The sequence below is a fragment of the Paeniglutamicibacter psychrophenolicus genome, from assembly GCF_030812255.1.
Taxonomy (GTDB): domain Bacteria; phylum Actinomycetota; class Actinomycetes; order Actinomycetales; family Micrococcaceae; genus Paeniglutamicibacter; species Paeniglutamicibacter psychrophenolicus_A.
On record NZ_JAUSSH010000001.1, the window covers coordinates 493,978 to 518,379 of the forward strand.

22 protein-coding genes are annotated in these 24,402 nt (G+C 68.9%); 10 read left to right on the forward strand and 12 right to left on the reverse strand.

All coding sequences use genetic code 11. From position 1 onward, the window contains the following. Positions 1 to 27: 27 nt before the first annotated feature. On the reverse strand, positions 28 to 903 hold the full coding sequence (locus J2T21_RS02230; RefSeq protein ID WP_307577985.1) for a hypothetical protein: 876 nt from the start codon (positions 901 to 903) through the stop codon (positions 28 to 30). Positions 904 to 999: 96 nt separating this feature from the next. Between J2T21_RS02230 and J2T21_RS02235 the strand changes: the two genes are divergently transcribed. Both J2T21_RS02235 and J2T21_RS02240 read left to right on the forward strand, forming a co-directional pair. Further along, a complete protein-coding gene (locus tag J2T21_RS02235) occupies positions 1,000 to 1,518 on the forward strand; it encodes a prepilin peptidase (RefSeq protein ID WP_307577987.1) in 519 nt (172 codons plus the stop codon). Positions 1,519 to 1,565: 47 nt separating this feature from the next. Beyond that, positions 1,566 to 2,051 carry an NUDIX hydrolase gene (locus J2T21_RS02240; protein WP_307577989.1) on the forward strand — a complete coding sequence of 162 codons (486 nt, stop codon included), beginning with the start codon at positions 1,566 to 1,568 and terminating at the stop codon, positions 2,049 to 2,051. 113 nt (positions 2,052 to 2,164) lie between these two features. Here the strand turns inward: J2T21_RS02240 and J2T21_RS02245 are convergent, their stop codons facing one another. From J2T21_RS02245 to J2T21_RS02265, 5 genes are all read right to left on the reverse strand, one after another. Further along, a complete protein-coding gene (locus J2T21_RS02245; RefSeq protein WP_307577991.1) occupies positions 2,165 to 3,847 on the reverse strand; it encodes an MDR family MFS transporter in 1,683 nt (560 codons plus the stop codon). A 56-nt stretch (positions 3,848 to 3,903) separates the two neighbouring features. Next, positions 3,904 to 4,581 (reverse strand): TetR/AcrR family transcriptional regulator, encoded by a 678-nt coding sequence (locus J2T21_RS02250; protein WP_307577993.1) that lies wholly within the window; start codon positions 4,579 to 4,581, stop codon positions 3,904 to 3,906. Positions 4,582 to 4,755: 174 nt separating this feature from the next. Beyond that, positions 4,756 to 6,168, reverse strand: coding sequence for a class II fumarate hydratase (locus tag J2T21_RS02255; protein WP_307577995.1), 1,413 nt, complete (start codon positions 6,166 to 6,168; stop codon positions 4,756 to 4,758). Between the two features lie 158 nt (positions 6,169 to 6,326). Continuing rightward, positions 6,327 to 6,971: a carbonic anhydrase gene (locus J2T21_RS02260; protein ID WP_307577996.1), complete on the reverse strand. Its 645-nt coding sequence runs from the start codon at positions 6,969 to 6,971 to the stop codon at positions 6,327 to 6,329. Positions 6,972 to 7,142: 171 nt separating this feature from the next. Further along, the gene (locus J2T21_RS02265) at positions 7,143 to 7,829 is read right to left on the reverse strand and encodes a DUF4245 domain-containing protein (RefSeq protein ID WP_307577998.1); all 687 of its coding nucleotides are present in this window, start codon (positions 7,827 to 7,829) and stop codon (positions 7,143 to 7,145) included. 173 nt (positions 7,830 to 8,002) lie between these two features. On the opposite strand from J2T21_RS02265, the gene glpX reads away from it, so the two are divergent. Further along, a complete protein-coding gene (gene glpX / locus J2T21_RS02270) occupies positions 8,003 to 9,025 on the forward strand; it encodes a class II fructose-bisphosphatase (protein ID WP_307578000.1) in 1,023 nt (340 codons plus the stop codon). Positions 9,026 to 9,114: 89 nt separating this feature from the next. Here glpX and manA read toward each other — a convergent pair whose 3' ends face one another. The 4 genes from manA to J2T21_RS02290 are packed head-to-tail and all read right to left on the reverse strand — an operon-like array spanning position 9,115 to position 13,758. Further along, on the reverse strand, positions 9,115 to 10,362 hold the full coding sequence (manA, locus tag J2T21_RS02275; protein ID WP_307578002.1) for a mannose-6-phosphate isomerase, class I: 1,248 nt from the start codon (positions 10,360 to 10,362) through the stop codon (positions 9,115 to 9,117). 30 nt (positions 10,363 to 10,392) lie between these two features. Beyond that, positions 10,393 to 12,021 carry an LCP family protein gene (locus J2T21_RS02280; RefSeq protein ID WP_307578004.1) on the reverse strand — a complete coding sequence of 543 codons (1,629 nt, stop codon included), beginning with the start codon at positions 12,019 to 12,021 and terminating at the stop codon, positions 10,393 to 10,395. Positions 12,022 to 12,028: 7 nt separating this feature from the next. Further along, a complete protein-coding gene (gene purE, locus J2T21_RS02285; protein ID WP_307578337.1) occupies positions 12,029 to 12,529 on the reverse strand; it encodes a 5-(carboxyamino)imidazole ribonucleotide mutase in 501 nt (166 codons plus the stop codon). A 29-nt stretch (positions 12,530 to 12,558) separates the two neighbouring features. Then, positions 12,559 to 13,758: a 5-(carboxyamino)imidazole ribonucleotide synthase gene (locus J2T21_RS02290; protein WP_307578006.1), complete on the reverse strand. Its 1,200-nt coding sequence runs from the start codon at positions 13,756 to 13,758 to the stop codon at positions 12,559 to 12,561. 201 nt (positions 13,759 to 13,959) lie between these two features. Between J2T21_RS02290 and J2T21_RS02295 the strand changes: the two genes are divergently transcribed. Continuing rightward, the gene (locus J2T21_RS02295) at positions 13,960 to 14,526 is read left to right on the forward strand and encodes a GtrA family protein (RefSeq protein WP_307578008.1); all 567 of its coding nucleotides are present in this window, start codon (positions 13,960 to 13,962) and stop codon (positions 14,524 to 14,526) included. Between the two features lie 162 nt (positions 14,527 to 14,688). Here J2T21_RS02295 and J2T21_RS02300 read toward each other — a convergent pair whose 3' ends face one another. Then, complete coding sequence (locus tag J2T21_RS02300) at positions 14,689 to 15,423, reverse strand: TIGR03089 family protein (protein ID WP_307578010.1); 735 nt, start codon at positions 15,421 to 15,423, stop codon at positions 14,689 to 14,691. A 288-nt stretch (positions 15,424 to 15,711) separates the two neighbouring features. On the opposite strand from J2T21_RS02300, the gene J2T21_RS02305 reads away from it, so the two are divergent. The 3 genes from J2T21_RS02305 to J2T21_RS02315 are packed head-to-tail and all read left to right on the forward strand — an operon-like array spanning position 15,712 to position 21,550. Further along, the gene (locus J2T21_RS02305; RefSeq protein WP_307578012.1) at positions 15,712 to 16,242 is read left to right on the forward strand and encodes a WhiB family transcriptional regulator; all 531 of its coding nucleotides are present in this window, start codon (positions 15,712 to 15,714) and stop codon (positions 16,240 to 16,242) included. A gap of 29 nt (positions 16,243 to 16,271) precedes the next feature. Beyond that, a complete protein-coding gene (locus J2T21_RS02310; protein WP_373457873.1) occupies positions 16,272 to 19,670 on the forward strand; it encodes a glycosyltransferase in 3,399 nt (1,132 codons plus the stop codon). Further along, entirely contained in the window at positions 19,667 to 21,550 is a 1,884-nt protein-coding gene (locus tag J2T21_RS02315; RefSeq protein ID WP_307578016.1) for a DUF5719 family protein, read from the forward strand. The genes J2T21_RS02310 and J2T21_RS02315 overlap by 4 nt, the downstream gene beginning before the upstream one ends. Positions 21,551 to 21,557: 7 nt before the next feature. On the opposite strand, the gene J2T21_RS02320 is transcribed toward J2T21_RS02315, so the two are convergent. Beyond that, positions 21,558 to 22,073: a metallopeptidase family protein gene (locus J2T21_RS02320; RefSeq protein WP_307578019.1), complete on the reverse strand. Its 516-nt coding sequence runs from the start codon at positions 22,071 to 22,073 to the stop codon at positions 21,558 to 21,560. Positions 22,074 to 22,172: 99 nt separating this feature from the next. On the opposite strand from J2T21_RS02320, the gene J2T21_RS02325 reads away from it, so the two are divergent. From J2T21_RS02325 to ahcY, 3 genes are read left to right on the forward strand one after another with little or no spacing between them, the layout of a single operon-like run. Then, positions 22,173 to 22,571 carry a DUF3499 domain-containing protein gene (locus tag J2T21_RS02325; RefSeq protein ID WP_307578021.1) on the forward strand — a complete coding sequence of 133 codons (399 nt, stop codon included), beginning with the start codon at positions 22,173 to 22,175 and terminating at the stop codon, positions 22,569 to 22,571. Between the two features lie 10 nt (positions 22,572 to 22,581). Further along, positions 22,582 to 22,779 (forward strand): Trm112 family protein, encoded by a 198-nt coding sequence (locus J2T21_RS02330; RefSeq protein WP_307578024.1) that lies wholly within the window; start codon positions 22,582 to 22,584, stop codon positions 22,777 to 22,779. A 12-nt stretch (positions 22,780 to 22,791) separates the two neighbouring features. Continuing rightward, positions 22,792 to 24,258 carry an adenosylhomocysteinase gene (gene ahcY, locus J2T21_RS02335; RefSeq protein ID WP_307578026.1) on the forward strand — a complete coding sequence of 489 codons (1,467 nt, stop codon included), beginning with the start codon at positions 22,792 to 22,794 and terminating at the stop codon, positions 24,256 to 24,258. Positions 24,259 to 24,402 lie beyond the last annotated feature (144 nt).

Below are 24,402 nucleotides of genomic sequence, written 5' to 3' on the forward strand. Positions count from 1 at the left end.
GGGGATCCCCGGGTGCGGGCGCGCGGTTCAGGCCGCGGGCCCGCCCCGGTGCCGTGCGTGCTGCGGCGCCGGGGGCCCGGGATAGTCGGCCAACCCGGGGATCGGCCACAGTGGGGCCCGGCGCACGTCCGACAGCGAGGACAGCGGCTGGGTGAACAGCCCGTCGATCATGTATTCGTCCACGGCGGTGATTGCGATCCGGTGCTCGACCCCGGCCTCGTCCCCGTCCAGCACCTGGCGCAGCACGCAGATTCCGGTGGCACGATCCAGCCGGATCCGGGTCAGCCCCTCGCCCAGCAGGGGAGCCTCGGGCATGATCGGTGCGTAGGAGTGGCCGCGGGACAGCACCGCCTCGAGGCACTCGCGTCCCGAATCGTCCCCGATGGACCGCAGGGAATGGATGGTGCTGGGATGCGGGAAGGCAATATCGGCCGGTCCGGGGGCAAAACCGGCGACCTCCACCGGGTCCAGGAACGCGCTCCACAGCCCCACTGGCATCAACTCGTTGACGTAGTCGGCCTCCGGACGCCGGGAGACCAGCCCATCGTCCCCGTAGACCGGGGCCAGCAACTGCGGGGGCAGCAACCAGCTCTTGCGGGTGGCGGCCACGAAGCTGGCATCCCGGGAGTCGTTGATGTGCTCGGTGCGGAAGAGCACCGCGCCGGACTCATCCTCGACGCGGATGGCATCGGGGCGCCTGATCAGCACCGTGAGGTGCTTGGGCAGGTTCGGGGCGGAAAACGCGATCGCATGCTGCTCGGCGTCGGTGACGCCGATGGTGATCTGGACGGTGTTCCACAGCCACGGGGAGGAACGGGCCAGGCGGCGGAAATGCCCCATGAGTTCCTTGCCGGGTGCCCGGTCCGGATCCGGGAAGGGGGACGCACCATTGAGCTGTTCCATGGCTTCAGTCTAGCGAGGTCCCCACCGCACGGCTTTGCCCGGTGGCCAGCGTGCCGTCGCTGACACCGGGGCACCCCACCGCGTAAGGTTTGGCCCATGCCGCAACTCATTTTGCACTGGTTTGCCTCCCCGCCGGCGCTGTCCGCGGTGGCCGGAATCCTGGCCGCCCTGGCCCTGGCGCTGTACCTTTACAACGCCGTGCGCCTGACCGTCATCGACTTCCGCTCGCACCTGTTGCCCAACCGGATCCTGGGCCCGTGGTTCATTGCCGCGCTGGTGCTGCTGGGTGCTGCCGCGCTGCTGGCCGGGGAGCCGATGACCCTGCTGCGGATGGTGCTCGGCGCGGTGATCCTCTTTGCCGGCTACCTGCTGCTGCACCTGATCGCACCGGCGGGCATGGGCCTGGGGGACGTGAAGCTCGCCGCGGTGCTGGGGCTCTACCTCGGCTTCCTGTCCTACGGCCACCTGTTGTGGGCCACGGCGTTCGCCTTCATCGTCGGGGCCCTGTGGTCGATCGCGCTGCTGCTGACCCGCAAGGTCACGCTGCGTTCCTCGGTGGCCTTTGGCCCGTTCATGCTGGTGGGCGCCGCTGTCGCCCTGGCCGTGGCCGGATAGCCCGGAAGCAAGCCAAACCAAGCCACGAAAGGTGCCCGAGGCCTTCCATGCCCACTCCCGAATTCATCGTGAAGATGCGAGAAAAGATCGGCAACGACCCGCTGTGGCTGCCCGGGGTCAAGGCCGTGGTGATCCACGAGGACCGGGTGCTGCTGGTCCGCAGGGCCGACAACGGGAAATGGACGCTTCCCGCCGGCATCCTGGAGCCCGGCGAGGAGCCGGCCGTCGCGGCGGTGCGCGAGGTGTTCGAGGAAACCGCGGTGCACTGCGCCATCACCCGCCTGGTCGGGGTGGCCACCACCGACGAAGCGCTCTACCCCAACGGGGACCGCGCCCAATACCTGGACATCATCCTGGCCGGGGAATACCTGGGCGGCCAGGCGACGGTCAACGACGACGAGAACCTCGAGGTCGGGTGGTTCGCCCTGGGGCAGCTGCCGGTGCTGCCGCCCAAGCACTCCCGTGCCATCGCCTGGGCACTCGAGCCGAAGGAAACCGGGCACTTCATCACCGGCCCCGCGGACCGGACCTGAGCCGCGGCGGCCTTGCAGAACGCAAAAGTGCCCCGCAAGACCCGCCCATCCATTCCCCGTGCGGGAATGGACGGGCGTCTTGCGGGGCACCGAGGCCCGGTGGGGAAAAACCCCTAGCGGTTCGTCCCCGGTTCGCGGTCTTCCGCCTCCGGGTCCCCGGCGACGCCGGCGGTGGCCTGGCCACCGAACCGTGCCGCGTCCTCCAGTACCTTGGCTTCCTCGCCGCCGATGGCCTCGCCGCGGGCGACCATGCCCGCGGTGTCCGAGAGCTTGACCTGCTTGAGGAACAGCGCCAGCACGAAGGCAATGAGGATGAACGGGACCAGGTACCAGAACACCGGCGCCAGCGAGTCCGCATAGGCGTTCACGATGCCCTCGCGCACGGCGTCGGGCAGCTGCGCCATGGTCTGCGGGTCCAGCGTCGCGGTGGCGTTGCCCGCATCGGCGGCACTCGCTCCCGCGCCGGTGAACACGTCGGTGAGCTTCTCGGAGAGCCGGTTGGTGAACATCGCCCCGAAGATCGCCACGCCCAGGGACGCGCCGACCTCGCGGAAGTAGTTGTTCGTGGAGGTCGCGGTGCCGACCATGGACGGGTCCACGGCGTTCTGCACCACCAGCACAATCACCTGCATGATCAAGCCCAGCCCGGCGCCGAAGACGAACAGGTACACGCAGATCAGCCACAGCGGGGTGGTTGCCGAGAGCGTGGTGAAGGCCAGCATGGCCAGGGCGGTGACCAGGGCGCCGACGATCGGGTAGCCGCGGTATTTGCCGGTCTTGGTGATCGCGATGCCCGAGTAGATGCTGGTGCCCATCAGGCCCACCATCATCGGGAGCATCAGCAGGCCGGAAACGGCGGCCGAGGTGCCAGAGGACATCTGCAGGAACGTCGGGACGAATGCGATGGCCGCGAACATGCCCAGGCCCAGGGTGAAGCCGATGGCCGTGGCGTTGACGAAGACCGGGTTCTTGAACAGCGACAGCGGGATGATCGGGTCCTCGGCGCGGGCCTCGGTGACCACGAAGAGCACGATGGCCGCGAGCATGCCCGCGCCCCAGGCCCAGGTCTCGGTCGCGGCCCAGCCGTGGTTCCTGGAGCCGCCGAAGTCGGTGAAGAAGATCAGGCAGGTGGTCGCGATCGAGAGCAGCAGCACGCCGAGCACGTCGATCTTCTTGGTGGACTTCTTGTTCGGGATGGTCAGCGCGAACCAGGCGATCAGGAAGGCGCCGATGCCGATGGGGATGTTGATGTAGAACGCCCACTGCCAGGTCAGGTGGTCCACGAAGAAGCCGCCGAGCAGCGGTCCGGCGACGGCGGAGAGTCCGAAGATGGCGCCCAGCGGGCCCATGTACTTCCCGCGCTCGGAGGCCGGGACGATGTCGGCGATGATGGCCTGCGAGAGGATCATCAGCCCGCCGCCGCCCAGCCCCTGCATGGCGCGGAAGAAGACGAACATCCAGAAGGTCCCGGCGAACGCCGCACCCACGGAGGCCAGCGTGAACAGCGCGATGGCGATCAGGAAGAGGTTGCGCCGGCCCAGCACGTCGCCGAACTTGCCGTAGATCGGCATGACGATGGTGGTGGCCAGCAGGTATGCGGTGGTGATCCACGCCTGGTGCTCGACGCCGCCGAGCTGTCCGACGATGGTGGGCATGGCGGTGGAGACGATGGTCTGGTCGAGGCTGGAGAGCATCATGCCGGCGATCAGCGCGGAGAAGATGATCCAGATGCGCCGTTGCGTCAGCAGCAGCGGTGCCGGGTCCGGGGATTTCCGGGACGCGGTGGTGGTGGCCATAAGGGGATTTCCTTGCGTGTGGTGGGAAAGTTGCGTGGCGGGGACGGAGTGCCGGGTCAGGACGCGGGGTTCTGGGGCCCGTGCAGCAGGTGCTGGCCGAACAGCTCCCGGGTCTGGTTCATGACCGAGAGGAATTCTTCCTCCAGCGAGGGGCCTTCGGGGGAGCCCAGGTAGCGCTCGATGGCCCGGTGGGTGGCGAACTGCAGGACGTGCACCAGCACGCCGATGCCGCCGTGGTCGGCCGCCACGCCTTCGCGCTTGGCCACCAGGGCGGTGAATTCGGCTTGGCGTTCGGGGCCGATCTTCATCATGCGTGCCAGCAGTTCCGGTTCGCGGTGCAGGATCGTGAAGAACCCGTGGACTCCGCGGATCTCGGCGTCGTCGAGGCGCAGCTGCTCGAGCACCAGGGTCACCAGGTCGGCCAGCAGCGTGGGGGAGATCCCGGTGGTCCCGGCGGGCCTCGCGTTCATGAACCGCTCGAGCGCCTCGGCGGACAGCCCGTCCTCGGCGTGCCCGAAGACGGCGTCGAGCTTGGTGGCGTAGTAGTTGAAGAAGGTGCGCCGGGAGATCCCGACGCGGGCGCAGAGTTCCTCGACGGTGAATCCGGCAAAGCCGTGCTCGGCCGTCAGCTCGCGTGCGTTCCGCGAGATGGACAGGCGGGTCTTGAGCATGCGGGCGCTGAGGGTCGGCGGGGTGGCCGGCTCGGCGGGAACCTCATTTGCACTATTCTTCACAGAGTGCAGTTTTGCACTATTGGTTGTCGAGTGCAACTTAAGTGGGATTGCCCACCGTGCGGCCTTCGATGGCCCGTCGGCCTGGTGCCGGAGCAGGCAAGCGGCGGCCCGCCGGGGAAGGGAAATGGAACCCTCCCCGGCGGGCCGCCGCGGCCCGGGGATGCTGCGCGGGCGTCAGTGCTTCCCGGTCATGGTGGTGACATCGAGCAGCTCATCGAGCTGCGCCTCGGTCACCTCGCCGCGCTCCACAAAGCCCAGCGCCACCGTCGCCTCGCGCACCGTAAGCCCGTCGGCGACGGCCTTCTTGGCGATCTTCGCGGCGTTCTCGTAGCCAATCACCTTGTTCAGCGGGGTGACGATCGAGGGGGAGGCCTCGGCCAGGAAGCGGGCACGCTCCACGTTCGCGGTGATCCCGTCGACCATCTTTTCCGCCATGACCCGGGTGGTGTTGCCCAGCAGGCGGATGGACTCGAGCAGGTTCGAGGCCATCACCGGGATCCCCACGTTCAGCTCGAACGCGCCGTTGGTCCCGGACCAGGCGATCGCGGTGTCGTTGCCGATCACCTGGGCCGCGACCATGATCGCGGCCTCGGAAATCACCGGGTTGACCTTGCCCGGCATGATCGAGGAGCCCGGCTGCAGGTCGGGGATGGAGATCTCGCCCAGCCCGGTGTTCGGGCCCGAGCCCATCCAGCGCAGGTCGTTGTTGATCTTCATCAGCGAGATCGCGATGTTGCGCAACTGGGCCGAGGCCTCGATGAGCCCGTCGCGGTTGGCCTGGGCCTCGAAGTGGTTCCGGGCCTCGGTCAGCGGCAGCCCGGTGTCCTCGGCCAGCAGCTCGATGACGCGCCCGGGGAACCCGGCGGGGGTGTTGATGCCGGTGCCCACCGCGGTGCCGCCCAGCGGCACCTCGGCCACCCGCGGCAGCGAGGCCAAGATGCGCTCGACGCCGTAGCGCATCTGTGCGGCGTAGCCGCCAAATTCCTGGCCCAGGGTCACCGGGGTCGCGTCCATCAGGTGGGTGCGCCCGGACTTCACCACGTCCTTGAACTCCACGGCCTTGGCCTCCAGCGAGGCCGCCAGGGCCTCGAGGCCCGGGACGACGTCGCCCAGCAGCCCGGCGGTCGCCGCGACGTGCACCGAAGTGGGGAAGACGTCGTTGGAGGACTGGGACGCATTGACGTGGTCGTTGGGATGCACGATGGTCTCGGATCCGGCCGCGGCGAGCGCGCGGGTCGCCAGCTCGGCGAGGACCTCGTTCATGTTCATGTTGCTCGAGGTGCCCGAACCGGTCTGGAACACGTCGATCGGGAAATGCCCGTCGTGCCTGTTGTCCGCGACCTCGTCCGCGGCCTCGACGATCGCCAGTGCACGCTCGGCATCAAGCACCCGGAGCTCCAGGTTGGCCAGCGCCGCGGCCTTCTTCACCTGGGCCAGCGCCCGGATGTGCGCGGGCTCCAGCTTCTTGCCGGAAATCGGGAAGTTCTCCACGGCCCTTTGGGTCTGCGCGCGGTACAGGGCCGCGGCCGGAACCCGGACCTCGCCCATGGTGTCGTGTTCAATGCGGAAGTCTGCGGAAGTGTCCATGTCACCCACGGTACGCCCGAAGCCCCCGCTTCGGCAGTGGCCGGGCGCACAGTTCGTGCGAACGGCGAACACGGGAATAAAAGGCCGCCTGCTGCACCTCGTGCGCACGAAAAAACCGGCCGGCCCGTGGGGGCCGGCCGGTTCCAGGGTGGTGGTGCCTAGAGCACGCCGAAACCGGAAACCATTTCCGCCTTGCCCTCGGCCAGGCGGTAGGTCACCCCGATGACCGCGGTGCGGCCCTCGTCGATGGCGGAGGAAATGATCCGGGACTGTTCCACCAGGCGGTGGGTGGTCTGCTGCACGTGCTCCACCACGGTGGTGTTCACGTCGCGGATGCCGTTGCGGCGGGCGGTGATCACCGAGGGGGTGATGTGCTCGACCAGGTCGCGGATGAAGCCCGGGGGCATTTCCCCGCTCTCGACCGAATTGATGGTGGCGGTGACCGCGCCGCAGGAGTCGTGGCCCAGCACCACGATCAGCGGCACGTTGAGCAGGTCCACGGAGTATTCCAGCGAGCCCAGTGCCGCGGAGTCGATCACGTGCCCGGCGGTGCGCACCACGAAGACGTCGCCCAGGCCGAGGTCGAAGATGATTTCCGCCGCGAGGCGCGAGTCCGAGCAGCCGAAGATCACGGCGAAGGGGTGCTGCTTGTCGACCAGGAACTGGCGGCGCAACGCATCCTGGTTCGGGTGGTCGGTGTGCCCGGCAACGAAACGGGAATTTCCTTCACGCAATTTCCGCCAGGCCTGGGCGGGGGTCAACTGCACGTGGTCGGCGGGTGCCTCGGCTTCGGGTGGGTTCATGTTTTTCAGCATAGACGCAACATCGGTGCCGGGTTGAAACGCCCGTGTTTCGTGAAGCCCCGTGGAAACGCTTCCCCGCGGCGCGCCGGGGACGCCGACTGTGGGGAAGGTCTCATGTTTGCCATGGTGTCCGTTGCCCGCCGTGTCCGGAACGCAGCGGGCGGTGGACCGTTAGTTGGCCGGGATCTCGCGCTGGGCCAGGCCGGCGAGCTTCTCCAGGGGTTCGGTGCCGCTGTCGCTGGAGAGCACGATGGTGGATTGGCCGCGCGTGGTGATCAACACCTGGGTCTTCTCCTTCTTCCGCAGCTCCCACTCGGTCCCGTCCACGGTGTGGGTGCCCGCGGGGGTGGCGCCCTGGGTCACCGCGGCCAGCCAGGAAGGGTTGGTCTTGGCGGTCTGCCGGACCCACACGAACTTGTCGTCCTTGGTGACGACGCCGAACTCCCAGTACTTGATCCCGTCGACGTTCTTGGTGATCCAGCGTGCAAAGTTCACGTAGTCGCCCTCGGGCAGGTTCGGGGCCCACGGGGTGAAATCGGCGTCGGGGGCGGCCTGCGAGGCGACCGCGGAGATGTCAACGGGGGCGCGGTAGGTGTCGGCCTTGTTCGGCGGGTTGATCAGGATCACGGGGATCGCCACGGCCACGGTGAGCACCACCGAGATGATCATGCCCTTGAGCGTCTGGTTGGCGCGTTTGGCCTGTGCGGGGGTCAACAATGGCTTCGGGGCCGGTTCCCGGCCCGTATCGGGCACCTGGCCGGCGGCATTCGACGGCACGGCGGTGTCCACCGCGGCCGGGGTCTCGGTCGGCTCTGGGGTGTTTGCGGGCACGGCGGGGCTTTCGGGGTGTTCACTCACCCCTCCATTCTCGCCCATGGCACCCGCAGAATCTAAACAGGACCGGCACCGGCCGCGGCCCCGGGGCGGCACGTAACGCAAGCCGGTGCCGAAAGGGCGTAATTGACCTCGGGAGATATGATGGACGGTGTTGGCCCCCGGCAAACGAACAGATCTCAACGACGAGGAAGACCGTGACTGAAGCCACGAATTTTGCCCACCTGTCCCCACGACTCTCGGTTGGCGACGCCGAACCGGACCGCAACCTTGCCCTTGAGCTGGTGCGCGCGACCGAGGCCGCTGCCATTGCCTCAAGCCCCTGGGTTGGGTTCGGCGACAAGAACGCCGCCGACGGCGCGGCCGTCGACGCCATGCGCTCGCTGCTGTCCACCGTCTCCTTCAACGGCGTCGTCGTCATCGGCGAAGGCGAGAAGGATGAAGCCCCCATGCTGTTCAACGGCGAACGCGTGGGCGACGGAACCGGCGCCGAATGCGACGTTGCGGTTGACCCGATCGACGGCACCCGCCTGGCCGCCCTGGGCATCAACAACGCCCTCTCGGTGCTGGCCGTGGCCGACCGCGGCTCGATGTTCGACCCCTCCGCGGTCTTCTACATGGAAAAGCTGGTCACCGGTCCCGAGGCCGCCGAGCTCGTCGACCTGCGCCTGCCGGTCAAGCAGAACCTGCACCTGATCGCCAAGGCCAAGGGCAAGAAGGTCTCCCAGATCACCGTGTGCATCCTGGATCGCCCGCGCCACGCGGGGCTGGTCGATGAGATCCGTGCCGCCGGCGCACGCACCAAGTTCATCATGGACGGCGACGTCGCCGGCGCCATTGCCGCGACCCGCGAGGGCACCGGCGTGGACGCGCTGATGGGCATCGGCGGAACCCCCGAGGGCATCGTCACCGCGTGCGCCATCAAGTCGCTGGGCGGGATCATCCAGGGCCGCCTGTGGCCCACGGACGACGACGAGAAGCAGAAGGCCATCGACGCCGGCCACGACCTGGAACGCGTGCTGACCACCAACGACCTGGTGACCAGCGACAACTGCTACTTCGCCGCCACCGGCATCACCGACGGCGACCTGCTGCGCGGGGTGCGCTACAAGAACGGCCGCATCCACACCCAGTCGATCGTGATGCGCTCGAAGTCGGGCACCATCCGCTTCGTCGAGGGCGAGCACCAGTCCGACAAGTGGGAAGCCTACACCCGCTAAAACCCATGGCGGCCCTGCCGCTAACGCCGCGGGGCCCGACAGGAAATTCATTCCTGTCGGGCCCCGCGGCGTTTTTGTGCCTTGGGCGCCTATGGCACCGGCTGCGGGGTCACGGCAAACGCGCGGCCCGCGGAGTTCGCGCTGCGCCGGGCCATGGCGGGGGCCTCGTTGGCTCCGATGAACAGCGAGTCGCCGCGGCGCAGCAGCTCGTCCCCGCGCGGGGTGTCGATGAGCACCTCGCCGGAGACGCACAGCACGATGACCGGGCCGTTGGCGGCCACCGGCACGTCCCCGCCGCCCATGTCGGCGGAGTCCGCGACGGCGTCAAGCTCGATGTGCTGGAGCTGGAACTCGGCGAAGGGCGGGGTGAAGACCTGCTGGCCGTACGTGGTCGTCTCGGGCTCGAGCAGCGGGACGCCCCGGGCCTCGAAACGCGTGATGCGCAGCAGCTCGGGCACGTCGATGTGCTTGGGCGTCAGCCCGCCGCGCAACACGTTGTCGGAGTTGGCCATGACCTCCACGCCCAGCCCGCGCAGGTACGCGTGCACGTTCCCGGCATCCAGGTAGATGGCCTGCCCGGGGGCCAGCACCACCAGGTTAAGCAACAGCGAGACCAGCACCCCGATGTCGTTCGGGTAGTGCTCGTTGATCCGCGGCAGCTCCGCCAGCGAGACATGTTCGGCCAGCGCCGGGTGGGCCTTCACCGCGGCGACGGCGGCCGCCACCAGGTTTCCCGGTTCCGGGGTCCCGCCCAGCAGGTAGGCGCAGGTCGAGCCCAGTGCCTCGGCCTCGACGGGGTTGGAGAGCAGCTCCACGATCCGTGCGCAGGTTGCCGCGTTTGGCCCATCCAGCACGGCGCCCAGGGAACGGAATAGCACTGCGGTCTCGGCGGGGGAGCGGAAGCCGCTCAGGGCCGCGAAATCGGAGAGGGCATAGATCATTTCCGGCTTGTGCGAGCCGTCCCGGTAGTTCCGGTGCGGCGCGTCGGCGGGCAGGCCCGCGGCGTTCTCGGCCTCGAAGCCGGCGGCCGCCTGTTGCGCGGAGGGGTGCACCTGGATGGACAGCGGCTTGCCCGCGGCCAGCAGCTTCATCAGGAACGGCAGCTGGCCGTAGGCCTGTGCGACCTCCGGGCCAAGCAGTCCCTGGGGGTCGACGGCAATCAACCGGTCCAGGCCGGTGGCCTCGCCGCCGTCCGACGTCAGGGAAGGAGCCGAGGGGTGGGCTCCGAGCCACATCTCGGCCTCGGGCCTGCCGCTGGGAGCGGTTCCCAAAAGACCGGCAATGGCGCCGGTGGATCCCCAGGCATAATCACGGATGGTGTTTGTCAGGCGATACATCATGGTCCTTTGGAATGGAAAGGGCCCGGGTCAGGGCACGGAACACTCGTTGTTGTTGGCGGCAATCTTTTCCAGCAAATCCGTGCGGCCGATCTGTTCCAGGGTCACCAGGTACCTCTCGGTCAACTCCGAGCCGTCGGCCTGTGCGGTGGGCGCGTCGGAGGGCACCACGGCGATCTTCCCGGGCTCGGAGTTGCGCTTGCTGCCCGAATCCGAGCCCGAGGAGGCCGGGGATTCGGCGGAACCGGACTTCTTGGTCGCCTCGGCGCTCTTCTTGGCCGGGGACTTGGAGGCCGCTGCGCCCGATTGCGCGGCGATCATGTCCTGGATGCGGGTGTGGATCGCATCGAAGTCCGGGTAGGTGGAGAACTTGTCCGCGGCCGACCCGAAGTCCGGTGCGCCAAGGGTCAGGCGCTTGAACGGGGTGGCACGGGCCTTGTCGGCCAGGTTCAGGAAGGAGCCGAGCTGCTGCTGCGGGATGTCGGTTTCCACCAGCTGCTCGCCGGCATCCATGAGCGAGGTGAAGCGCGTGAGGATGGTCTTGGGGCTGAACTGGGAAATCATGGCCTGCTGCAGGCACTGCTGGCGGGCGATGCGGTGGTAGTCGGTGGTGAAGTCGCGGGAGCGGGCAAACCACAGGGCCTGCTTGCCGGTGAAGTGGTGCTCGCCGGGGGCGAACCAGTGGGTGTTCACCGAGGAGTTGGGCCAGGCCTTGCCGTTGTAGGGGACCCATCCGCCCGAATCCACGGTGACCCCGCCCATGGCGTTGATGAACCCGGCGAACCCGGCCATGTCGATCATCACGTAGGACTGGACCTTCAGGCCTGTGGTGCCCTCGATGGCCTCCATGGTGGCCTGCGCCCCGGGGTTTGCGACGCCGGGGTAGAGGTCGGCGTGGTTGTCGGTGGCGTTGCGGTAGATCGCGTTGAACAGGCACTCGTCGCCGCAGTTGTACCCGTCGGGGTACACCTCGCGCATCGGGGAGTTCTTGGAGAACTGGGCGTTCTGGAAGTTGCGCGGGATCGAGATCAGCAGCGACTTGCCGGTCTTGGCATCGACACTGAGCAGCGACATCGAGTCGGTGCGCACGCCCTCGCGGTTCCCGGCCGAGTCGGCGCCGAACACCGCGATGTTGTAGCGCCCGTCCACGGGCTTGAACGCCGGTCCTGCGGAGAAGACGTTGGAAATGGTTTCGCGGCCCTTGTTCAGCACGAACGCGCCGTAGCCCAGCGACCCGGTGATGGCCAGGGCCAACACCAACAGCGTGGCGGTGAGCCCGATGCGGGCCCCCGGGGCCAGGTACCTGGGCCGGATGATTGCCAGGGTGTTCAGGAACATCAACAGCCAGCCGGCGGCCAGCACCACCAGCAGCACCGAGGCCCCCAGCTGCACCCAGGCCTGGGCGAAGAAGCCCAGCAGCCAGTCGCGCTTGAACAGCGCGAGCGCCAGCACCAGCAGCACCAGCGCCCAGCAGGCCAGGGTGATGCGCATGACGAACCCGCCCAGGGCGCGCTTGCCCGAGACCCATTGGGCGCTGCCGGGGAAGAAGACCGTCAGCAGCAGCAGGAACAGTGCACGCTTGGAACGCACCGGCGCGGGCGCCGAGATGGCGTCCGGGAGCAGGTCCGGGTTGCGGGAGTGGTGGCGGCTCGATGTCATGGGGTCCTTAGGTGCCGGGGGTTTCGGCGGCGACGGCGGCCCGCAGCGCGGCGCCCTTGTCGGCGGCGACCTGCCGCAGGGTCCCTGCGAAGTCGATGAGCTGTTCCTGGAGCCGGGCGGCGAACTCGTCGGTGCCGGCGGCGAGCATGCGCACGGCCAGCAGGCCGGCATTGCGCGCCCCTCCGATGGACACGGTGGCCACGGGAACGCCCGCGGGCATCTGCACGATGGACAGCAGCGAATCCATGCCGTCCAGCGTCTTCAGCGGCACCGGGACGCCGATGACAGGCAGCGGGGTGACCGAGGCGAGCATGCCCGGCAGGTGGGCGGCGCCGCCGGCTCCGGCGATGATCACGCGGATGCCGCGGGTGTGGGCTGCCTTGCCGTAGGCGATCATGTCCTCGGGCATGCGGTGCGCGGAGACCACGTCGGCCTCGAAGGGGATGGAAAATTCGCGCAGGGCCTCGGCGGCCAGCTTCATCACGGGCCAGTCCGAGTCCGAGCCCATGACCAGGGAAACCAGGGGTGCGGGAGTGCTCAAGATGTGTGTCCTTCGACGGAGGTGGCGGTGGCGGGTGCCGCGGAGGGCACGCCGTCACGGATCAGGGAGGCCACGGAGTTGGCCCGGGCGCGCAGCGAATCGACCGATTCGCCGGGCTCGGAAACCACATTGACGTGGCCGATCTTGCGTCCCGGGCGCACGGACTTGCCGTAGGCGTGGACCTTCACGCGCGGTTCGGCGGCCAGTGCGGCGTTGAACGCGGTGAACAGGTCCTGGTTGGCCCCGCCGAGGTAGTTCTTCATCACGGTGGTTTCGGCCAGCGCGTCGGTGGCGCCCAGCGGCAGGTCAAGGACCGCGCGCAGGTGCTGCTCGAACTGGCTGGTGATCGAACCGTTCATGGTCCAGTGCCCGGTGTTGTGCGGGCGCATGGCCAGTTCGTTGATCACGAACCCGGCACCGGTGCCGGGGGTCTCAAAGAGTTCCGCTGCCATCACGCCGGTGACGCCGAAGGCGTCGGCGATCTTCAGGGCCGCGTCCTTCGCGGCCCGGGCGACGTCCCCGGGCAGGTCCTTGGCCGGGGCGATGACCTCGTCGCAGACGCCGTCGACCTGGATGGTGTGCACCACGTCCCAGCCCTTTTCCTCGCCGCCGGGGGTGCGGGCCACCAGGGCGGACAGCTCGCGGGTGAAGGCGACCTTGTCCTCGGCCAGCAGGGCGCCGTTGCCGAACCAGTCGGCCGCGGCGCGGGCCTCGCCGGCGGAATCGAGCATGCGCACGCCCTTGCCGTCGTAGCCGCCGCGCGGGGTCTTGAGCACGATCGGCCAGCCGATCCGCTCGCCGAATGCCACCAGTTCCTCGACGGTCTGGACCGCGGCCCAGGCCGGGTTGGGCAGGCCGAGCTCCGCGATGGCCGCACGCATGACCAGTTTGTCCTGGGCATGGATCAGCGCGGCGGGTCGCGGCTGCACATTCACGCCCTCGGAAATCAGCGTCTGCAGGTGTTCATTGGGCACGTGTTCGTGGTCGAAGGTCAGCACGTCGAGTCCGCGTGCAAACTCCCGAAGCGTTGCCAAGTCCTTGTAATCACCCACTGGTGCGTCGGCAACACAGCGCGCGGCTGAGACATCGGGGCCTTCGGCCAGGATGCGTAGTTCGAAGCCGAGGTTCAATGCCTCGGGGGCCATCATTCGTGCGAGTTGGCCTCCGCCAACAACGCCAATCACTGGAAACGTCACCCGCCTAGCCTACCCAACCTACGCGCCCGCGGGTTGCCGGCAAAGGGAGTTTGGACACCTTTGTCGGTGAACTTTCAGCGAATCGCATTAGAATGGCTTGGTTGACCGGGTCAAGAAGTCGCGGATCAGCTCCATCGCCGCGACTTGGATCTTCGTCCTTGTGGGGCGGCGAAACGCATTGAAACGAATACATGGAGGATCATGCTGACGAGGATCTGGGACAAGCTCATGGGCCTGGTGTCCATGATGTGGCGGGAGGTCGCCAAGTTCGGCGTCGTCGGGGGTGTTGCCTTCGTCATCGACTCCGGCATCTACCTGTGGATGCTGCAAGGCCCCATGCACGACTCCGAGGTCAAGGCAAAGATCGTTGCCGGCGTCGTGGCCACGATGTTCTCCTGGGTTGCCAACCGCTTCTGGACCTTCCGCCACCGCCGACAGGCCAACGTCGTGCGCGAACTGGTGATGTTCCTCATCATGAACGCCATCGGGCTGGGAATCGCCGCGGCCTGCGTGTTCGTCACCAAGTACTGGATGGGCCTGACCGACACCACCAGCCTGTTTATTGCCGGGTCCGTGGTCGGCCTGGTGCTGGGCACCATCTTCCGCTTCTTCGCCTACCGCTTCTGGGTCTTTGGCGCGGCCATGGATGACGAAGAGGAATTCGCCCACGATCGCGAGTTGCTCAGCGTCGGTCCCGAAACCGGTTCGCTGGAGCATGGAGTTGCCGGGGGCAACCGGACGCTGCGCGCCCCCGACGGCGCCGCCTGAGGGCTTCGCCCGCCCGCCGGGCAGCTGATGCCCCGGCACGAACCTTCGGGGAATCCACCACCGGCCACCGGGCGGATGGAACCGGGAAGAAATCGTGCCGGGGTTTTTTCATGCCCGGAACCCGGGGCGGGCAACGTGCCGGCAGGTGCCGGGGGCCGGTTCCTAGTCCTGCGCGTCCAGGCGCGTGACGACCCGTTCGCCGCCGAGCAGGGAATCGGTGATGTTGACCCCGTCTTCGACCATGACCACCGGGTTGCCGCCGATCCACTGTGCCAGGAGCGCCGGCAGGATCCGCTCCAGCGGCCACGCGGTGCTCACCAGGGTGGCCCCGGCGGCCACCGGATCGGTGCCGGCGGCGAATAGCTGGGTGTAGGCCAGCGTCCCGGTTCCGGAGACCAGCGCGGTGGCGGCGGTGTCGATGGGGGAGGGGGAGAACGAGTCCGCGTAGGAGCGGACCTCGGAGGCGTAGTCGGTGGCGCCTACCGGCAGCGGGCCATCGAAGGCCATGGCGAGCGAGGGCAAGGGGACGGCGATGACCTCGACCGAGCCGTTGACTGCTAGGGTTTGCGGATCGGCGGTAATGAATACATCGACATTCCCGGGATCCGTTCCGGGGGCCACGCAGCGCACTTCGGCACCCAGGTGCCAGCAGGCCAGGGCAAGCGCCGCGGACTTCCAGTGGCCGGGCATGTCGGTGGCGACAACGCTGCCCGGGGCTAAATCAAATTCTTCGTGCAAAAGGTTCGCGCTCTTGGCAACCCAGTTGTCAAAGACCCGTCCGCTGAGCTCGACGCGCTCCCCGGACCGCGAGTACCAGGTGAGGTACGGGTGCGTGGAATGGCGCACCGGTGCCAGCAGTGATTCGACGGGAGATAACGAGTTGGTATCAATGGGCATGTGTTGCTCCTTGTCAAGCCTGTGAATTCCCCGGGAATCCGCGGGCAGGCGTATTGCTGTGCGATCCCGCAGAAGTCTCGGGCGTGGCGTGGCTCTAAATCTACGACATGTGTGGCTAAAATCGACGGCCGCACTTGACGCGACCGGAGTTACACCAGTGTAATTAGATAGTGCACCGTCTGGGGGAGCGAAATTGTCCCTCGACGGCTTTTTATTGAAGGCCGTCGATGTCGCTCATTTTACGGTCATTTTTGTGTCTAGTTCGTAACGGCGGAAGGTTGGTAAACCATGGGGAACGTGGATCGAAGCTTCAACGAAGCCGCAACGACGGGAAATGCGCCCAACTTCAACGGCGGCCGGGGTGTGCCGGCGGACTGGTTCGTGGACCCTGCGGCCCCCGGCCCGGAACAGGAATCCAACGGTTCGCGGGTCCTGACCCCGGCCGAGGAAACCGCTGCCTTCCTTGCGGCGCATGACGCCGCCAACGACCTGGTCACCGAACCGACCCCGTCCTGGGCGCCAAGCCTGGATGCATCGGCCAACGGCAAGAGCCCGGCCCAGGCCATTTGGATCGGATTGGGGTCCGAGGACGAGGAAGGCGAGCTGGGCTGGCAGTCCGAGGCCCTGTGCGCACAGACCGACCCCGAGGCATTTTTCCCCGAAAAGGGCGGATCGACCCGGGACGCCAAGCGCGTGTGCGGCGCCTGCAACGTGCGGTCCGAATGCCTGGAATACGCCCTGACCAACGATGAACGCTTTGGGATTTGGGGCGGGTTGTCGGAGCGCGAACGTCGGCGCTTGCGGAAGCGAGCAGTCTAATTCTCCCCACGATCCACATCACCGCCATTGTGGCTGCCCACAATGGCGCAGATTTTTTGCCACGGACCCTGGCCGCGCTGCGCGCCCAGACTCGCCTGATCGACCGCTTCGTCGGGGTCGACGCGTCCTCCACCGATGGTTCGGCGGACCTGTTGCGCCAGCACCTGTCCTCCGACGCCACGATCCTGAACGTGCCGGAACACAGCTTCGGGCACTCGGTGATGGCCGCGGTCCAGTCCCTCGGGGCCCCGCGGGCCGGGCGCACCGAATGGCTCTGGCTGATCCACGACGACTCGGTGCCGGAACTGAACGCCCTGGAAAAGCTGGTGAACGTCGTCGAGGCCACCGAATCGGTGACGATAGCCGGCTGCAAGCAACTTGACCTGGATTCCCCGCGCCGCCTGCTGGATGTGGGCCTGGGCGTGAACAAGTATGCCGAGCGGCTGACCCTCATCGAGATCGACGAGGTGGACCAGGGCCAGTACGACGCGCGCACCGACTCCTTCGCGGTGACCAGCGCCGGAATGCTGATCCGCCGCGACGTCTTCGAGGCCCTGGGCGGCTTCGACCCCGCGCTTCCGGGGCTGGGCGACGACATGGACTTGTGCTGGCGCAACCGCCTCATGGGCAACCGCGTGGTCATCGTGCCCGCGGCCAAGATCCACCACAAGGCAGCGGTCGTCCGCGCCCTGGCCGGGCCGGCCGAAACCCGCCGCGCCGAGGTCTTCATGCGCCTCAAGCACGCCCCGGGATGGGCCATCCCGTTCCTGGTGCTCGGCGCGGTGCTCGGCGGGATCCACCGCTTCGGGCTTTCGGTGCTCGCCAAGGACCCCGCATACGCCTTTGGCCAGCTCGGTGCCACCTTCCGTGCCGTGGGCACCCCCGTGAAGCTGTCCCGTTCCCGGGCCGCTGCGGCGGCCACCCGCAAGGTCCCGCGCAACTCGATTTCCCGGCTGCTCACCGACCAGGCACTGGTGCGCGAACACCGCAAGCACATGATCGACTCCCTGGACGGGGCAACCGTCTACGGCGACGGCACCGGGGCCACGACCTCGCAGGACCCCAGCGGGGATGCCCGCAACGACTTCGCGGCCATGGCCGCACCCAACCGCACCTCCGCCTTCGTCAGCGCAATCATCGCCGCGCTGGCCACCCTCGCGGTGTCCCTCGTCGGGCTGCGCGCCCTGCTGGGTGCCGGCGCCGTGGCCGGAGGCTCACTGCTGCCGCTGTCCACCAAGGCGACCGAGATCTTCGCCAACGCCACCGGATGGTGGGCCAACCTCGGATCCGGCAGCCCCGCGGGCGGGGATCCGATCGACTACTTCCATTGGCTGCTGGCCCTGGCCGGCGGCGGCAACGCCAATGCCGCGGCCGTGGTGCTGACCCTGGCCGCCATGCCGCTGGCGGCACTGAGTGCCTGGCTTGGCCTGGGGGCGGTCACCCGTTCGCGTGCCGCCCGCATGGTCGGCGGATTGCTCTGGGGCCTGGCCCCGGTGCTGCAGGTTTCCCTGGGTTCGGGGCGCGCCGGCGCCGTGCTCGTCCACGTGCTTGCACCGCTGCTGCTGCTGGCCCTGCTGCGCTCCGTGGGCGCCGGGGTCGACTTCGGCTCCCGCCGCGGCCCCGAGGCGCGCGGCACCTCGCATCCCGGTGTCGGTTCCGTCCCCTCGTGGACCGCCGCCGCGGCGGCCGCGCTGCTGCTGGTTCCCCTCGCCGCAGGATCCCCCGCCGCGGGCCTGGCCCTGCTGGTGCTCATCGTGCTGACCGCCATCGTGCTGCGCTCACGGGCCAAGACCCTGTGGTGGGTGCCGCTGCCGATGTTGGTCTTCCACCTGCCGCTGGTGGTCGCCGCCCTGGGCAACCCGCGCGTGCTGCTCACCGACCCGGGACTGGCGCTGCCCCACGATGCGGCCCCGCTGTGGGTCCAGGCCCTCGGCTTCCCGAACGCCTTTGACTTCCGCGGCATCCCGGCAGGATTCGACTTCCTGCCCGCCGGACCCTGGGCCCTGGTCCTGGTCCTGCTGGTCGGGGCACCGCTGCTGGTCTTCGCCGTCATCGGCCTCTTTGCCGGGGGGCGGAACGCCTCGCTGCCGCTGGCCCGCGCGCTGTGGTTGGGCGGCGTGCTGATGCTCGCCGCCGGGTACGGCGCTTCCCTGGTGCCCTCCGCCGTGGCGGGGGACACCTTTGTCACCGCATTCAACGGCCCCTTCGTCTCCTTCTTCATCCTGGGACTGCTTTTCGCCGCGGGCCTGGGGATCTCCGTCTTCCGCGGCGAGCGCACCGGCGTGCCGACCGGCTCCGCGGATCGCGCGCCCCGCATCGCCACCGGACCCCTGGCGTGGGCCTCGGCCCTGCTGGGCATTTCCGTCCTGGTGGCCGGTGCCCACTGGATCGTGGCGCAGAACCCGGTTCCGGCCACGGCCGAGGGCGGCACCGCCACCGTCACCGATTTCGGTGCCGCAAGCCTGTTGCAGCCGGTGGCCCCGCGCACCCTGCCGGCCACCGCTGCCGACCGCGGGCTGGGGGCCTACGAGGACCGCACCCTGGTGCTGGCCCAAAACGGCGACGGAGCCGTCAGCGCCGCGTTGATGAACGGGGCCGGCACCACCGCCGATGCCCTGTCCCAGACGGTGTCCGCAAATCGCCTGGTCGGCGGCCTGATCGACCCGGCGCTGCTGGAATCCGATGACGCCGGACGCCTGGTCGAACAGTCCGTGGCGACCCTGGTGTCCGATTCGGCACTGGATCCGCGGACGGAGCTGGCTGCCCTGGGCGCCGGGTTCGTGGTGTTGCAGGACCAGCGCCAGACCGCCTCGGCACTGGTGGCACGGCTGGACGCCGTGCCGGGATTGGTGGCCGTGGGGCAAACCGAGTCCGGCTGGCTGTGGCGCGTGGAACCGAAGGAAAAGATCCCCGGCGTGGACAACGCCACCGATTCGACCGCCCGGGTGCGCATCATGGCCGATGACAAGACCCTGGCCCTGCTGCCCTCGCACCGCGGGGCCGTCTCCGGGGCCAAGCTCCCGGCCGGGGAGGCAAACCGGATGCTGGTCATGGCCGAACGCGCCGATCCGGGCTGGAAGGCAACCCTTGACGGGGTGGACCTGAAACCCACCACCGTTGGCGCCGCCGCCGGCAAGGATGCCGATGCCACCGGCACGGGTGCCGAAACCGCGCAGTGGGCCCAGGGCTTTGAGCTGGGTGCCGCCGGCGGCACCCTGGAACTGCGTTACCAGAGCCCCTACCAGGTGCCCGTGGTCATCGCCCAGCTCGCGGTGCTGGTGCTGGCCCTGCTGCTGGTCATCCCGATCCCGCGCAGCCGCCGCTTTGCCGCGCGCCGCCTTGACGAGTACCGCACGCGCGGCAACGCCGAAAGCATTGACGAACTCGATCGCGGACACCGTGCCGCGGCGGCCAAGGAGAAGAAGTGAAAAACGATTCCCGCAGGGCCCGGCGCGAGGCCGAACGCGTAGCCCAGGCCGCCCGCGAGGCAGCGGGACTCGCTCCCGGCGCGAAGCTGCCCGCCGACGAAGCCCCGGGCAAGGATCCCGCCGCTGCGCCGTCCCCGGCACCCGTGGCCACCGCCGGCACGCAGGAACCCAAGGCCCCGGCAACCGGTGCGGAGCCCGCTCCGGCCGACACCGCCGGAAAGGCCAAGGACACCGGGGTTCCCGCTTCACCGGCCGGTTCCCGGGAATCCACCGCCAAGGCCGGGGCACGCGGGCAACGCTCCAAGGCCCGCGGCCGGACCCTCGGCGTACTGGGCTCGGTGGGCGTGCTGTGCCTGGGCGCCGCCGCCATCGCCGCGGGTTCCGTCTTCCCGCCGGCCACCGCCGCGCCGGGCTCCGAGGTCCCGGTGACCTCGCTGCCCGCGGGCGACGCACTGGCCTCCTGCCCGGCAACCATGAAGCTGTTCACCGGCGCCGGAACCGGTGTCGACCCGGAATTCGCCCCGGCCTCCAAGGACGCCCAGTCCTCCGTCCGCGCCGCGGTGCTTTCCGACTCGGCCGGACGCATTCCCGGCGCCCAGATGCTCAAGGGCGACCTGGCGGTCGAAAAGACCATCGCCCCGCGCTTGCCGGCGCAAGAGGCCGAAAAATTGACCGGAGCCGGAGCGGACGGCACCAACCAGCGCAAGGGCGCCCTGGGCCCGGCGAGCAAGTACTCCGAACCGCTCACGGTGCACGCCCAGCCGCTGGGCGGGGTCCAGTCCCCGGTCTCGGCCGTGCGCTCCTACCGCGCCACCGACGGCGACCTGGCAGGGCTCGCCGCCGCGGCCTGCACCGCACCGGCGGCGGAGACCTGGCTGACCGGCGCGGTCACCACGCCCGGGTCCACCGCGGTGCTGAACCTGGTGAACCCCACCGCCTCCGTGGCCCAGGTGCGCGTGGACCTGCGCGGCGCCGACGGCATGATCCAGGCCCCCAACCTCTCAGCGCTGGCCGTGGCCCCGGGCGAATCCAAATCCATCGTCCTGGCCGGGTACGCGCCCAACGAAAAGGCCCTCTCGGCCAAGGTCACCTCAAGCGGCGGACGCGTCAACGCGACCATCCAGCAGTCCACGCTGCGCGGCCTGGTCCCCGGCGGCCTTGACTACCTGGGCTCCGCGGCCACCGCCAACAACACCCAGGTGATCCCCGGGGTGGCGATCCTGGACCCGAAGCTGGCCGGCGAGCTGGGCAAGCCCGCGGCCAACGCCGACGCGGTCGCCGAACTCGTGCTGGCCGCCACCTCTGCCGAGGGAGCCACCGTGCAGGTGCGGGCCCTGGGCCCCAACGGCGAGGTCGCAATCCCCGGAGGCGGCGAGGTGGTCATCGCCTCCAACGCCACCGCGCGCATGCCGCTGGGCGGGCTCCCGGCCGGGAACTACACCGTCGTCGTCGAGGGCGACTCCGCGGTGAGCGCGAGCGTGAAAATGGTCCGCGGCACCAAGGCCAACGAACCGATCGACCTGGCCTGGGCCGGTGCGGCCAGCCGGCTGGGCAGCGAACACCTGATGGTGCTGCCGGCGGCGGGCAAGGCCACCGTGGTGCTGAGCGCACCGGAAGACACCGCCACGGTGTCGGTGCGTTCGCTGGGCGCCGACGGGAAGCTCTCGGCCAGCCGCACCATTGAATTGTCCGGCTCCAAGTCCGTGGCGCTGGGGGAGAAGGACTTCGGGTCCGGCGCGGCGGCCCTGGTGCTTTCGGCCACCGGCGCGCCAAGCTATGCCGCGGCCGTTCTCACCGACGGGGCCTACGGGATTGCCGCGCTTCCGGTCAGCGCCGCACCGCTGGGCCGCGAGGGTGTCCAGGTCGTGCTGCGCGACTAGGGCCCGCTCAGGCGCCCGGGCCGGCGCCCCAGATCCCGTACTCGGGATCGATCGCCTGCGGGTCCATGGCCCACAGGTCGGCCAGCTGCTCCACGATGGAGAAATGCACCAGCTCGGGCAGCAGCTCGGGTCCGTGGACGCACGCCTCCTCGATGGGACGGCGGTAAAGCGTGATGCGGTCGGGGCGCCCGGGACGCGCGGAGCGGTTGGTCGCCCACGGCACCCGGGTGCCTTCGGCCCTGGCACGCTCGAGCACCTTGGCATTGGGGACCATCAGGATGCGGAAATCGATCGAGGTCACCCGCTCGCCCCAGCGATCGGCCAGGCGCTCGGCGGATTCGATCAAAAGGTCCTCGAAGCGTTCGGCCCGGGTGCGTGCACCGGGCATCGGCGCCAGGAGCAGCGGCCCGCGGCGGCCGCGTCCGTGCCGGTTGCGCTTGCGGTCGGCGAACCGGCGGGTCGAGCCGCTGTTCAACGAGGCAGGATCGCGCCCGTCCAAATCGATCCACAGTTTTCCGGACATGTCTTCAGCTTAAGCCACCCGAAGCCCGCTGCGGATCAGTTGGCCCGCACGGCGGTGCGCGGCCGTGGCGGGCACCGCGCTGCGGTAGTCTGTGTAACCGTGGGATCCAATAGACTTTGTTCACGTTCGGCGTGCCGCCAGCCGGCCATCGCCACCCTGACGTATGTGTACGCCGACTCGACGGCGGTGCTCGGTCCCTTGGCGACCTACGCGGAACCGCATTGCTACGACCTGTGCGACCTCCATGCGCAGCGCCTGACCGCGCCGCTGGGCTGGCAGGTCCTGCGCCTGGCACTGCCCGAGCAGGGCCGGCTGCGCAATGACGACCTCTACGCCCTGGCCAACGCGGTGCGGGAAGACGAGGCGCACACCGTCGCGGCCCCGCCCCTTGAGGTCCCCTCCCCGCGCAGTGCCCCGCCGGCCATCGAGCCCGGCGATTCCCAATCCCCGACCCGTCGCCACCTGCGGGTGCTGCGCGAAGGGAACCTGGAGCCCTAAACTGGGTTCCATGTCGAACCTCTCAGCGCAACTCATCGCCCAGCTCCGTTGCCCCGTCACCGGCTCCACCCTGGTGCAGCACGGGGACATCCTGGTTTCCACCGGCACCGGTGCCGACGGCGAAACCTACGGCTACGACATCATCGAGGGCATCCCGGTGATGCTGGCCTCCGAGGCCACGAGCATCCCGGCCAAGGCCCAAGGCTAGGCGGGTGGCGGGATGGGACTCGAGCACAAGGTCGCGAACCTGTCCCTGCACGAGGCCGGACGCCACCAGATCCGCCTGGCAGAACACGAGATGCCCGGCCTGATGTCCCTGCGCGCCGAGTACTCGGCGGCGCAGCCGCTGGCCGGTGCCCGCATCGCCGGCTCCCTGCACATGACGGTGCAGACGGCCGTGCTCATCGAAACCCTCGTCGCCCTGGGCGCGCAGGTCCGCTGGGCTTCCTGCAACATCTTCTCCACCCAGGACGAGGCCGCCGCCGCGGTGGTCGTGGGCGCCGGCACCCCCGAAAACCCCGCAGGGGTCCCGGTCTTCGCCTGGAAGGGCGAATCCCTGGAGGACTACTGGTGGACCGCCGAACAGATCCTCACGTGGCCGGGGGCCGGGCAGCACCCGGAACTTGGCCCGAACCTGATCCTGGACGACGGCGGGGACGCCACCATGCTGGTGCACCTGGGGGCGCAGTACGAGGCCGCCGGCGCGGTGCCCGGACCCGAGGCCGCCACAAGCCACGAGCACGCCATCGTGCTCGACACCCTGCGCGCCTCCCTGGCCGGCGACCCGGGAAAGTTCACCCGCATCACCGCCCGGATCAAGGGCGTCAGCGAGGAAACCACCACCGGGGTGATGCGGTTGAACCAGATGGCCGCCGCCGGCACGCTGCTCTTCCCGGCGATCAACGTCAACGACTCGGTGACCAAGTCCAAGTTCGACAACAAGTACGGCATCCGCCACTCGCTGCCCGACGGGATCATGCGCGCCACCGACGTGCTCATCGGCGGCAAGGTCGTGGTCATCTGCGGCTACGGTGACGTGGGCAAGGGCGCCGCCGAGGCCATGCGCGGGCAGGGCGCCCGCGTCATAGTCACCGAGATCGACCCGATCTGCGCGCTGCAGGCGGCCATGGACGGCTACCAGGTCGCCCGCCTGGAATCCGTGTTGGGGCAGGGGGACATCTTCGTGACCACCACCGGCGGCCACGACATCATCACCGCCGCGCACCTGCAGGGGATGAAGGACAAGGCCATCGTAGGCAACGTGGGCCACTTCGACAACGAGATCGACATGGCCGGCCTGGCCCGGGTCCCGGGCGTGCGGAAGGTCGAGATCAAGGCCCAGATGCACGAATGGACCTTCGCGGCCGGGACCGCGGCGGAGCGCTCGGTCATCGTGCTCTCCGAGGGCCGCCTGCTGAACCTGGGCAACGCCACCGGACACCCCTCGTTCGTGATGTCCACGTCCTTCGCCAACCAGGTGATCGCGCAGATTGAGCTGTTCACCAAGGCCGGCACCGGGGAATACGCCAAGGCCGTCCACGTGCTGCCCAGGGTCCTCGACGAGAAGGTGGCCCGCCTGCACCTGGCGGCCCTGGGCGTGGAGCTGACCGAGCTGTCCGAGGCCCAGGCCGCGTACCTGGGCCTTGGGGTCTCCGGGCCGTACAAACCGGAAACGTACCGCTACTGAGCGATGGCTCCGGGCGGCCGCCAACCGTGGCCGCCGGAGGGTTTCCGGTGCCGCCGTGCGCACCGCGATCCCGGACGTCAACCGACGTTGGCCAGGCAGGTTCCGGACAGGTCACCTTGCCGACACGCGGGGGCCAAAGCCGCC